Source organism: Coleofasciculus sp. H7-2 (assembly GCF_042747725.1).
Taxonomy (GTDB): Bacteria; Cyanobacteriota; Cyanobacteriia; order Cyanobacteriales; family FACHB-T130; genus FACHB-T130.
Genome location: NZ_JBHZGO010000040.1, coordinates 101,972 through 113,785 on the forward strand (window position 1 = coordinate 101,972; position 11,814 = coordinate 113,785).

The following is an 11,814-nucleotide window of genomic DNA, read 5'->3' on the forward strand; positions in this document are numbered from 1 at the left end:
TGAAAACTCAGTGAGGCGTCCTGCTCAGTTCTCAGTTTTTTTACCTCAGTTTTGTTGGTCGCACTGTAGTTGCGGTAGCCGATCGACACGTTTTAACCTCACCTCAGTATCATCACTACCACTAACTACGAAGATAGAGTTTCCGACCGTTTTGATATCTACACTATTAATATGCCAAGACTGACCAAACGAGAGATCGATTTTTCTGCCTTTTAATTGGGAATCGCGTTTACCTTCAGCAGTCAGAGGCCAAAGCATCACCCGTCCGTCATCCCCTCCACTCGCCAAGTAGCAACCATTGGCGCTCAAGGCTACCGACCGAACTGACTTGCCGCCGTGACCATCTGACCATTCATCCAAAACTTCACAAGGTCCCTGCTCGGCAAGACATTTTTGCATATTCCATAAGGTAATATACCCCTGGTTATCAGCAGTGACTAAAAGATTCGGCTTGTATTCAGCACTATCCAAGCTGACGATGTAATCTTCCTGACCTCCTTGCCGGGGATAGGATACGCGCCCCCACTTATCTTTTGCCAAATTCCAGACTACAAATTGGTTGTAGCGTCCCGCGATCGCTAAGTTTCTATCGGCTTTTCCCACCAATGCTAAAGCATTCACTACAAAATCAAATTTCTTCCCTCGCAGCGGTTGATTGGTAGAGTTAGGATTGTCGAGGTCGCGTTCTATATCCCACACCGCAACCAAACCACTCCCGTGACCGCTCAATAGATAACGCGAGTCTTTGGTGAATTCTAGAGCCAAAACCCGATCGTCTTTTTGGAAAGAGAAAGAATTTATCGGTTGCTTTTCCCCCGATACATTCCACAGCTGGATCTCCCCATTCTCTAAGCCTGCTGCAACCACATTATTGTCTACTGGTTTATACCGGATGACGCGCACGGCTTTACCCGCCTTTCCCACAACCCCAATTTCTTGATTAATCAAAGGATTCACAAAGCCTGAAGTGCGCCATCTGATTGCGGTTTGGTCATTCGAGCCACTGATCAGTTGCTCGCCTAGTCCATTAAATTGCACCGACGTGACAGAAGCTTTGTGACCCCAAAATGGGTTGCCGGGGTTTAGCCACGACAGCGACCAGAGCAGGAAAAGCAGCAATACTAATCCCGCTAACTGCATCCAGATAGGGAGAACCGGCTGGACGAGCAGTTTCAAGATTTGGGTGTCATTGCGGACATCTAAGCGATCATCCGACACAATCGCCCTAACTTCTAAAAGAAATTTTTGGACTGAACCCCACCAGCGCCGCTTCCTCGTACACACCAGCTGCAACTGAGTCGTCTCGCCTGGGTTCAGGTCTACCACTTCAGGGATGACCTGCAAATGGAATCTCCGCTGATCCTCCGCCTCGACTTCGCAACTCACTTGCTGAGTTAAATTGCTGGCATTCTCAAAATTGAGTTTGTAACTTGCGGAGTTAGACTTCCATCTAGGTAGCCAATTCCGCGATGGAGGGATTTGCTGCAAGGCTGGGGTGCAACTGAAATCCATAAATCCCGCAGCAACGATCTTGATTGATCCTGCATTCCTGGATGGGGGACCATTGTGCTGAGTACATTCAACGGTAAAAGGGTATACCTGGCTGGGGGCAAGGGTTGCAATGGGTATTTGGCATAAGAAACTTGTTTCTACCTTGCCCGCTGGTGCAACTTGCAGCCGTCGTTGGGCACTCTCGACTAGCCAAGTCGGCTCTATGCCCACAAAATGTAGCACGACATTGGTGGATAGTTGACTGGGATTGTATACCCAGACTGGTATTTCGACCAAGTCTGTCGGATGAACTACGAATTCTCGGACTGGCAGCTCAACCTGCATGGGGATGGAGCCAGTTCCCTGCTCAATGGCTATTCTGAGAAGTTGTCTTTCTTCTTCCCGCAGTTCCATCGAGAAGATGCGGACTGTGATATTCATTTTGCCAACAAACCCAGGAACGGGCGTGTCAGTAATCGCTACATAAAACTTTGTACTATCTCCAGGGGGCGTTTTGGCGCTAATTCCTGGAGATAGTTTATACCAGGAATTAGCCACACTAGAGTCAGCACCAGCTGCTAGCAGTTCTACTTGAAAAGTAGCAAATTGATTGCTTTCATTTGTAACAGTTACTTCTAAGGAAGCCGGTATCCCTCCCGGTTTGTATCTAAGTAACTGGGTGGATAATTTAGCATTGATGAGACTTTTATTTACCATCAAAAATATACCTTTTTAGCGATAGCAGTCTTATTGAATTGGTGAAAGCTACCTTTTTTTAATGAACCGCGAAAGCGCAAAGAGCGCTAAGGAAGAAAGAGAGAGAGAGAGAGAATTTCATCAACTTATTAAAATTGCTATAGTAGCTAGATAGCTAATGACCTTTATTTGCTAACTGTTACTAGCAGCGAACAAGAACACCGGAAAAAACACCGTCTAGTTTTTGTTTGGAGGATAGAAGATTTTAAAATTGTAATTTGTCAAAAATAGCTTGTTTGACAGAGGGTTTGGCGACGGTTGATGCGGGCTTATCTGCTCTTAATAATTGGGTGAGTTGCCGCCTGCGCCATGCGAAATGCAGAAGGTTAATTCCCAATTCTTGGGCGGTGCGGATAGTTTCTCGCGACAGTAAAAACTTGTCATCCAATCCCCAAGCTGCTGACAAACTGCCAACTACTAAGATAATTCCTCCGCCATAGCCGAGTTGAATGGGCTGTTGATTCAAAGTGGGTAACGCTGCAAACAAGAAAGGCTGTGTCCGCAAGGGATGATTTCGGCTCAGGCGTCTGATATCCTCTAAAGGAGTTCCGAGTTGTTGAGCGATCGCCATGATGCTCTCAATCAGGTCTATGGCATCGGTGGCAGCATCGACTAGCAGGACACCCCCTGTCTCTAAATAATTTTTTAGGGCTTCAAATTCAGGGGTCGTTAAATAGAGTGCCTGACGACCCCTGAAGTAAAGCAGATCATAGCCTAAAGCGGCAAGCGGCAAAGACTTTTCGGTACCCAAAAAGGGAACTTGTCCAATCAGATCCGCTCCCTGTAAGCTGGGGTAAAGTGCAGCAACCGAATTGAGTAAGTAAGAGAGATGGGAAAAACTACGCTCATCGGCAGGTTGCTGCTGCGTCACTTGGGCAACGCGGACAACTGCTTGGGGACGCGATCGCGCGATCGCTCGATAACGCAAATCTAAGCTATTAACCGTCGGAAAAAACACATCCCTAGGATTCTCTAATTCCTCTAACTCGGATCGCAGAAAAATTCGGCACAATTCCACTTCCATTTCACTCGGTGGAGTAGTCTTTTCATCAAGCCGGAAAGTTTCCTTTTCAAATTCACGAGACTCTTTCCGGCGCAATTTTTCCGGATCTACATAACTAATCGCCAGATAAACCATCTGAGGGTTCTCTGTTAGCGTCTCACCCGACACCCGAAATTCAATCGGTTCGGAAACAATAATTGGGTTTCCCGCCAAGTCAATCGCAATTCCCGGCTGAATTTGTACCCAACGTCCATCCCGGAATTGCGGCGCAACTTCCGCTGGTGCCGCAATCAAGCGCACGCCCAAACCGCAGACAATCCCTGGCTGGTTAAGAGACTGATAATGGATATTCTGTCGCTGTCGGTGGTACTCATGCGTCCGACGCCAGCGGTCGGCATTCATCAACAGACCATCAGTAACCTGGAGACGTTCTAAAGGATTAGTCGGTGGTGGAGGAAACATCATTGTTAATAGCTAATTGAAGGATTGTTAATGACTAATTGCTTTTTTTATTACGATTACCCACTCCCGATTACCTCTGCAATATCAAGATCGTAAGTGCAAAAAGCCGGTTTTTCTTGGTCGATGATGTGCCGCACTAATCCTTCATCGACTTGACCAAGTCGGTCAGGTCGCAGGCGTACAATGAAGTGATAGGGACGCCCACCGCCCAGCATGGAGTCTTCGCCAAGGCGCGTTTCCCCTAAAAGGAAACCTTGACCAAAGATTTCTTCAATACTAATGTGCTTATCAGCTTCTTCGGGTAGATGATCGTCGAGGGGCAAGTCTGTATAGAGATGTAGATAGAGCCGCAACCCCCGTCGCGTCCCACGCCAGCGATAAAGTTCCACCGCCTGACGAATCAGATATCGCTGCCGATTCAGACTCCACCGGGGGTCCATCGGCCATGCTACCCAGTGGGCAAGAAAGGGTAGCAGCGTCGTCGGCGCAGTCAAGGGATCTAAATAAGCCCACAGAAGATCCATCGACTGCACTGCGGGTTCAAAAGTCTCCTCAAAAATCTTCAAAAAGCGACCAATAAAGTCTACTTCCCGATAGAGACTGGGCAAAAAATCTAGGTAGAGACTGCGGGGACGTACATAGAGGTTGAAGGCTGCGGATTCGAGCAGTTGCCTGCCTGGTATGGCAAGCCCCCCAGTTCCTGCTTGCTCTGTGTAGTACACATAAAGGCGGCTATGATAATCGACGACTAGGGTTTCACCCGACTCTAAAGACTGGTTATTCTCAAAGAAATTGGCTGGGATTTGGAAATATAACACAGCATCCATCTGCTGACCTGGAGCAATTTCATGACCCTCCATGCCAATGCGACACCACTGGCTGAGGAAGTTGCCCTCAAGTTGCAGGTTAACCTGTAGGATTCGGGTTCCCAGGTTTTTTAGCTGTACCACCATTTCACTCGGTTCGCCTGGATACACAAGCAATTGATTGCTCGTCATGCCTTCGGTACTGACACTGCCACTGAGTGCCAGCGCATTGGCAGTGCTACTCGCCCCCACTGGCTGAACTGCCTCGGCAAGCTGCATGGGGGTGAGTGTCAGGTGTAAGATTTTACCGTGCGACGTGCTTTGAGTCATAGTCAGTGGTGAGTGCTGAAAATCAGGAGTGAGGGAGGAGGACTGAATGAGGAATCAGAAAGTGAAAAGCCACAGCAGTCAAAAATCTAGAATAACTGATACTACTTTCTCATTCTCTTCACCCTTGCACTCAGTCCTCAGCCCTCATCCCTGTGTCCTTTATTGAATCAGGTTGACGACATGACCAGAGCGCAGGCGAGGTCAAAAATCTAGAATAACTGATACTACTTTCTCATTCTCTTCACCCTTGCACTCAGTCCTCAGCCCTCAGCCCTCATCCCTCATCCCTGTGTCCTTTATTGAATCAGGTTGACGACATGACCGGAGCGCAGGCGAGGTCAAAAATCTAGAATAACTGATACTACTTTCTCATTCTCTTCACCCTTGCACTCAGTCCTCAGCCCTCATCCCTGTGTCCTTTATTGAATCAGGTTGACGACATGACCGGAGCGCAGGCGAGTGTTCAGCCAGGAACAGACTAACCCTAAAGGACCGGGATCGATGACCGGATTTTGAGGCAGTGTTCGTACCCAGGTTTGTTCCTGCTGACGCAACTCAAACAGCTGCACCACACCTAAATAGCGAACGCCTGGAATTTGCTGGAATAAGGTGACGATGTCTGAAGGATAAAGGGGGCGTCCGAAAGGCCAACCTTTCCCATCCATCCCGCCAGTAAGCGGGTTGAGGAAGCGGTACAGGGCTACCCGTAATTTCAGAAGAATTTCTTCTTGGGCGCGGGGGTTGTTGTACTCTGGCTCTAGTGCCACTTCAGTTTGAACGGACACTCCGATATATTCGGGTGCTTGCAGACGCACTTGCACTCCCAGCAGTCGTCGCTCATTCAGGTAAGCATGGATTTGCTCGCTCAGTTGAGGGCTGAGGGAAAATAGGTCTGGGTGAATGCCTTCCCCCCGCGCGATCGCATCCGTATTCGCCTGGGGCACCAGCATCAGTCGGACGGTTCCGGCTTCGCTACTATCGGTAGGAGTCAGACAACGGGCACGAGCCACGCCACCGCCTGCTGCCTGTAGTGCCAGTACCTCAAAATCTTCGGGGGTGACGGCGCGATCGCGGGTGCGGAGCATTGCTGGCACTCGGATGACGGCGTCTTCCAAGGATTCGGCGTCGGCACCGTTGCGGGCGGGGATATGGTTAATGACTCTGGCAACGTAGGGGACTGCTGACTTGGGGATGGTAATGGTTCCTCGTTGAACATTGCCTTTTCGACCTCCTCCCGTGCGGTAGGCGACCATGCGAATCGCGGAGCCTTTAGGCGGCACTGCACCATATTGACGCTCTAGCGATCGCACTTCTTCGGGACGGGGACTGGCATTCAGCAGGCGATCGCTCACCAGGTTCTGCATCTGCGTTCTCGCACGCAACTGCGTCTGCTGCTGGAGTTGGGCGGGTTCTCGAATCAGGGGACCAAACTGAACCATCCCAGTCCGCGAGTCAATCGTGTAGTGAAGATCCTGGGGGCCAGAATCGGCAAAGTCATTGACTTCTGTCCATATTTGAGGCAAGGCTCCAGGCGGACTCACCAGAATGTATTCATCTTCCCGCCGTGTCAAAATAGGAACGCCTTGCAATTGGAAAGTTTGACCGGGCGTACCGTCGCTTTCTCCCAAAAGTTCATTTCTAACCTGTTCGCATTGAGAAGCGAGGACAGTACCACCAATCGCCCTCGCCGACAAACTCACAATGCGCGGGGAACTACTGTAACCCGGTTGCGTAGGGTCGATGTGACTATAAACGCAGCGCAGCCAGCGACCCTGGTAGGTGAGGAAGTGGCTCACCGGCCAGCGTTGGGGCAGATGTAGCACGACATCCCCACTCTGAAGGGGATTGCTCCCAGTACGGGCGAATTCGCTGAAACTAAATCCTTTAGTGCCATCGTCGGCTTCCTGCAACAAAACTGGCTGCCAGTACGCGCCATTCCAAGCTTCCCAGCGGCGAGGAGGCGCGTCGGGATTAATGCCGGTGGATGTCGCCACTTCTCCTTTAAACTTGACTGCCAAAACATTCCCTTCGCATTCGTCCTCCGGGTCGAATACCAGATAAAAGCAATTTCCCGACTGGGGTTGCTCATCAAAAAAGGCTAATTCTCTACCCATCCACTCACCGTCAGGGCGCAAAGTCCAAAGGTTCGTGAAGCGATCGCGCAACATTTGGGGAGTATCTTCAACCGTCTGAGCCGTTAGAAAATGTCGGATACTCGGCTTGCCAATCACCAGCGGCTGGTTGGTACTGAAGACAATCGCTTGCTCAGTTTCTGTCCTGACGGTGGCAATTTCCACCCCAGATGGAATCGTATACGGTTCGGGCAAAGCAGCACTCAGATAAAAAGTCAAGTCTGTCTGAGCTGGAACTGGAGCTTGCAGGCGCACCCCTAATAACTCTAAAAAAGCAACGTAGTTGCGACGGGGAACTTGATTGAACCGCAGCAACATTTGGTCAGTCAGCCACGCAAATAGCTCAATCAGCGTGATGCCTGGATCGCTAGGGTTATAATTCGTCCACTCCGGACAATAGCGAGGAATTCGCAGAATGCACTCATCTACTAAATCTTTGAATGTCCGATCATCTAAATCGGACTTCGGTAACTTGGGTAAAAAATCAAAGTCCATTATTAATAAATAATAGGTAACTGGGAATTGGTAATTAGTAATTGGGCAAAAGTTGTAGAGATGCGATAAATCAGGTTTGAATTTTGAATTAAAGAATTCTCTTCTTACTCAAAACCCTCCTTAACCATTACTCCTCTTTGCCGTTCAGGTAAAAAGGATAGACCAAGCTAAGAGCATCATAAGTGCCCTTAGGGTGGTATTCCACAATAATATCCACCCGACCTCGGATGGGATCGGGATCGGTACGCACCAGATCGATGACAATGCGCGGCTCCCACATTTCTAGAGCTTCTTGTACGTGCAAACGCAACAGCAGAAGGGTTTGGGTATTCATGGGCGCAAAGACCATTTCCGATAAGCGCGACCCAAAATTGGGTCGATACACCCTTTCTCCAATTTCAGTCCGCAGGATAATCCGAATAGATTCTTCGATATTCCGTTCTGCGGAACTGAGTTGAAGCCCTCCCTGTACGTTCACCCGTAGTGGGAAAGACCATCCCGTACCCAAGTGGCGGCGCTGCTTATCCGATCCTTCTGGCATAAAAGTGACTCTGTGCCTAGTATCGCAGCCACTTTACTAAAGCTGAAAGTCCCAGACTATTCGCCAAAAGTCGAGTTATCCCGGCGCTGGCTTTAGCCTAGGTTCTAGGTGCGGTGCCCTTCTACCCCAAAGCGGGTTGTAGCCGAAGAAAGTCTTGGCTTTGAAGAAAGTGAAAGATTCCTCAAACTATCAGCTTTTAGATGCAATTAAATTGAAGATTTTCGTAGGGAATGGGAGCCACCCCCGTGCAGATTGTGTTTCCCGCGTTGAGAGGCGTGGCGTTTGACGTAGGAAACCCAACATCTGGATGGGTTACGCGATCGCTAACCCAATCCTAATAATAATTCCACCTCCTTAATTGCTAATTAAGGGATAACTAATACTGTGACGCCTGTGGCAATAACAGGTAAAGAAATGGGAACTGGAGGCACAGTAGGAGTCACTCCCACAGCCATTGTGCCCATATGCGCCACTGGACGTCCGCAAGCCAGGACGGTGACAGAACAAGGCATAGCGAGAACACCGCCAGCAATCGACGGGCCAGCGACAGCATCTCCCATACAAGCGATAGGTCGCCCCATAACTAGCACGGTTGGTGCCCCAGGTCCAATAATGGGACTACCACTAGCGACATCGCCTAGTACGGCTACTGGTAACATTGACTTCCTTAATTGTTAATCGAAGACTGGCTAATTGTGTACCACCTTCGTATGGTTAGGCATTAGCCATTGGTCGCGATCGCTATTTCTTCTTTGCCACCCGCAATTGTTAACAATTCAGCCGAATCAGCGGCGCGGTCATACTGGCTGTGGCAGCTGCCATAATCGCCACCGCCGCACCTGCTTGCAGGTTCAACGCTGCGGCAGACTGCACGCTCACAGCACCGCCAGATTGCAGCGACAAAGCCGCACCAGATTTCATAGTGGCAGCACCCCCAGACTTCAAGTCTAAGATTCCGCCTGCTTGAGCGCTTAATTTGGCTGCGGTTTGAAATTCTATGCCAGCAGGTGCCAGTTTTATACTGCTAGGACCTGATTGCAGCAGAATTTCCAATGGTGCTGAAATACTCACTTTTTGCACTGCCTGCATCGTGATGGTATTAGTCGTGTCATTCATCAGCAACTTCTGACCGCCAGTGGTTGTAATATCCAGCCTCTTATTGAGATCGTCAATTAATATCTTATGACCGCCTTTAGTTTTAATTTCGATCTTCTTATTTTGATCGTCTAGGCGTACATAATGACCGTCAGTGGTTTTAATTTCCACAAACTTTTCGCTGTCATTCATGTGACATTTATGAGCGCCTATCGTCTCAATATAGAAGCCAGCCTTACTGGTATCTTTATCTTCTTCCACAAACTGAAATTTATGCCCGGTACGGGTTTTAAACGTCCGCAGCCGGACTTTTCCCTCACCTGAAATTGTATTATTCACATCTTCCGGCGGTGCATCTTTACCATTCCAGACTCCGCCAATGACGTAGGGGCGATGGATATCGCCGTGTTCAAAGGCAACTAATACCTCGTCGTTGACCTCTGGCAGACAGTCAAAACCGCGATTTACACCAGCTCCTGCCCCCACCACTCTTGCCCAGTTACTTTCGTGTTCCTCTGTTAAAGTGGGGAATTTTACTCTAACTCGACCCCATTTTTTGGGATCTTTGTTATTGGTGACAATCCCCACTAACAACGTTTGTCCGGCTTGAAGATGGGTTCGGGGAGACAAGGTTGCTAGAAGATCGTCTCCCCGCAATCCCCGCACGCTAAATTCGGTAGTATAGAACCGTTCCTGGTAGACGTGACGGGTTGTCGTGACGTAATACTTGCCGCTGTATTTTCCCATACTTGCCAAGTTTATGACCCGTCCCGGTCGAATTCGAGGATCGCCCTCAGCCTTGGCATCAGCGTAGACAAATTCCCCCGATAATTCGTTATACAAAGCTTGCGCGATCGCGTCTGATTCTGCCTGAGAAGAGACTGGCTGATCGACAACAATCATCTTGGGGGTACTGCTAAAGCTAGTGCTAGTCGCTTTGCCCTTACCTTGTTTAGTATCGGTAATGACCTGTGTTGTTTGACTACTTTTAGTAGATGCAATCACCTGTTTACTTTTATAATCCCAAGCTCTCACTTCAACAGAATCTACCTGTTCTGCACTTGTCACCCGAACCTGGAAACTATGTATTTCTTGCAACCACTTGAGAGCCAAAGAATCACCCGCCACCGGCTTGCGGAAGTGCAGTTTCCCATCTTGCACAAACAACTCAAAGCCGTTCCGAGCTGCCCGTTCTCGCAAGAATTCCATGTTGGTTTGATTTTCTTGGAAAATATAGCCAACTGGATCGCCAAAGCCATAAGGACCCCCGCTTTCGTCAATGGTGCCCGCTGTAATCCCCAATTCACCGATAATCTGCCGAACAATGTCAGTATCGGTCATGTTTTGGAAAGAGCGGTTGTAGCGTCCCCGATGTAGGCGGTGGGAAACGTCATACCCGCGAATCACGACCGGAGCTTGAGAGCCACTGGTAAAGTGGGTTTCAATTGCCGTAATCTCGCCATTCAGGATGTTACCTTGCTGTGTATCGTCAAAATCAGCATCTTCTGTAGTGCTGGATTTAAAACCAATCTGGACGGATTTCCCAATTGTTAATAAGTTTTCGTAGCGCCAAAGTTCTTCTCCTTCGCGCCCCGGAAAGTAGTCGTTCCGGATGATTAGGGTAAACATGGCTGGGAGATGGAGGCTTTCTTCCACGGAGATTTGAAGAATATCTTCCATCAAACTCCCAGGAGCATCATCTCCATCAATCTTTATTTGGGGATGGGATATGTAGCGGGCTGTATTCTCTGGCATTTGTAGGCAACACGTAAATGATTTTAGATTCTAAATTTTAGATTTTGGATTAAAGGCTAACTGGCAATTTTTTTAATCTTTGGTATTTGAATAGGGGCATTCTACACGCTGATGATTGCCCAATTGTCGAAAGTATCTATAAACCCGCGCAGACATTAATCTCAGGACTTAGGCAAAGCTTATACATATAGCGTTTTGTAGGGGCAATCCCCCTGTGGTTGCCCTCAGATGTGGTGATGTGCGGCGAGTCCTGATCTAAAATCTAAATTCAAAATTTAGAACGAGAGTTTCAGCTAGTTTAGAAGAAACTCTACGCGATCGCCCATTCTCCAAAGGTCGAACTACAATTCTTTTTCTAACCATTCTGGTTCCGCGCCACCAAACAAATGATTACCACTCATGTCGCCTTTCGAGTCTTGCTGTCTCGACTCTCCCCGACGCGATTCACACTAGAAGGAGCTTCCGGAGAGCCTGGGGGGATAAGTACATCTACCTCGTGGAGGGTCAGGCTAGCTGAAGCCCGCACTGGAGTGCCATCAGGTAGAAACATGGTCAGTTCGTAGCTGAGTGATTGCACAAAGCAACGCAGGTATTCTTGGGCACCCCAGGTAAATACATAGACGGGCGGGACATCTTGACCATCGGCAAACTCAACAGCTTTTTTCAATTTGTTGATGTACCAGAGGACGCTGGTGCCTTCTTCATAGGTATCAAACAGAATCTCTGAGATGGTGAGCTTGTAAGGATCTATACTTTGGAAGCTGACTTTCGGCAGTCCTTTAGCAGTACGTGCGCCTTGAGGGGAATTGATTTGAACACTCCGGCTGAAGGAAAGTTTGGTGGGGTTGAACATGAACTCAATGGTGTCCACACCCTGCGCTGGAACCTTTGGAATAAGTTTTGCTTTGACCAGACGAGTGGTTGACATATCATTCTCCTTAATAATGG

The 11,814-nt window shown here is 48.8% G+C and carries 8 protein-coding genes; all 8 read right to left on the bottom strand.

Annotated elements, in window-relative coordinates; genetic code table 11:
- Positions 1 to 45 precede the first annotated feature (45 nt).
- On the bottom strand, positions 46 to 2,208 hold the full coding sequence (locus ACFW2W_RS10295) for a hypothetical protein (protein ID WP_378176902.1): 2,163 nt from the start codon (positions 2,206 to 2,208) through the stop codon (positions 46 to 48).
- Positions 2,209 to 2,452: 244 nt separating this feature from the next.
- On the bottom strand, positions 2,453 to 3,715 hold the full coding sequence (locus tag ACFW2W_RS10300) for a DUF4159 domain-containing protein (protein ID WP_378176904.1): 1,263 nt from the start codon (positions 3,713 to 3,715) through the stop codon (positions 2,453 to 2,455).
- A gap of 53 nt (positions 3,716 to 3,768) precedes the next feature.
- Positions 3,769 to 4,848, bottom strand: coding sequence for a phage tail protein (locus ACFW2W_RS10305; RefSeq protein WP_378176906.1), 1,080 nt, complete (start codon positions 4,846 to 4,848; stop codon positions 3,769 to 3,771).
- A 419-nt stretch (positions 4,849 to 5,267) separates the two neighbouring features.
- Positions 5,268 to 7,475, bottom strand: coding sequence for a putative baseplate assembly protein (locus tag ACFW2W_RS10310; RefSeq protein WP_378176908.1), 2,208 nt, complete (start codon positions 7,473 to 7,475; stop codon positions 5,268 to 5,270).
- 127 nt (positions 7,476 to 7,602) lie between these two features.
- Complete coding sequence (locus ACFW2W_RS10315) at positions 7,603 to 8,016, bottom strand: GPW/gp25 family protein (RefSeq protein ID WP_378176910.1); 414 nt, start codon at positions 8,014 to 8,016, stop codon at positions 7,603 to 7,605.
- A gap of 365 nt (positions 8,017 to 8,381) precedes the next feature.
- Complete coding sequence (locus ACFW2W_RS10320; protein ID WP_378176913.1) at positions 8,382 to 8,675, bottom strand: PAAR domain-containing protein; 294 nt, start codon at positions 8,673 to 8,675, stop codon at positions 8,382 to 8,384.
- A 109-nt stretch (positions 8,676 to 8,784) separates the two neighbouring features.
- On the bottom strand, positions 8,785 to 10,866 hold the full coding sequence (locus ACFW2W_RS10325; protein WP_378176916.1) for a VgrG-related protein: 2,082 nt from the start codon (positions 10,864 to 10,866) through the stop codon (positions 8,785 to 8,787).
- A gap of 397 nt (positions 10,867 to 11,263) precedes the next feature.
- Entirely contained in the window at positions 11,264 to 11,794 is a 531-nt protein-coding gene (locus tag ACFW2W_RS10330; protein WP_378176918.1) for a hypothetical protein, read from the bottom strand.
- Between the last annotated feature and the right edge of the window lie 20 nt (positions 11,795 to 11,814).

Excerpts from the sequence above, each read along its gene's own strand:
- ACFW2W_RS10295 (WP_378176902.1), bottom strand. The coding sequence starts at position 2,208 with ATGGTAAATAAAAGTCTCATCAATGCTAAATTATCCACCCAGTTACTT.
- ACFW2W_RS10300 (WP_378176904.1), bottom strand. The coding sequence starts at position 3,715 with ATGATGTTTCCTCCACCACCGACTAATCCTTTAGAACGTCTCCAGGTT.
- ACFW2W_RS10305 (WP_378176906.1), bottom strand. The coding sequence starts at position 4,848 with ATGACTCAAAGCACGTCGCACGGTAAAATCTTACACCTGACACTCACC.
- ACFW2W_RS10310 (WP_378176908.1), bottom strand. The coding sequence starts at position 7,475 with ATGGACTTTGATTTTTTACCCAAGTTACCGAAGTCCGATTTAGATGAT.
- ACFW2W_RS10315 (WP_378176910.1), bottom strand. The coding sequence starts at position 8,016 with ATGCCAGAAGGATCGGATAAGCAGCGCCGCCACTTGGGTACGGGATGG.
- ACFW2W_RS10320 (WP_378176913.1), bottom strand. The coding sequence starts at position 8,675 with ATGTTACCAGTAGCCGTACTAGGCGATGTCGCTAGTGGTAGTCCCATT.
- ACFW2W_RS10325 (WP_378176916.1), bottom strand. The coding sequence starts at position 10,866 with ATGCCAGAGAATACAGCCCGCTACATATCCCATCCCCAAATAAAGATT.
- ACFW2W_RS10330 (WP_378176918.1), bottom strand. The coding sequence starts at position 11,794 with ATGTCAACCACTCGTCTGGTCAAAGCAAAACTTATTCCAAAGGTTCCA.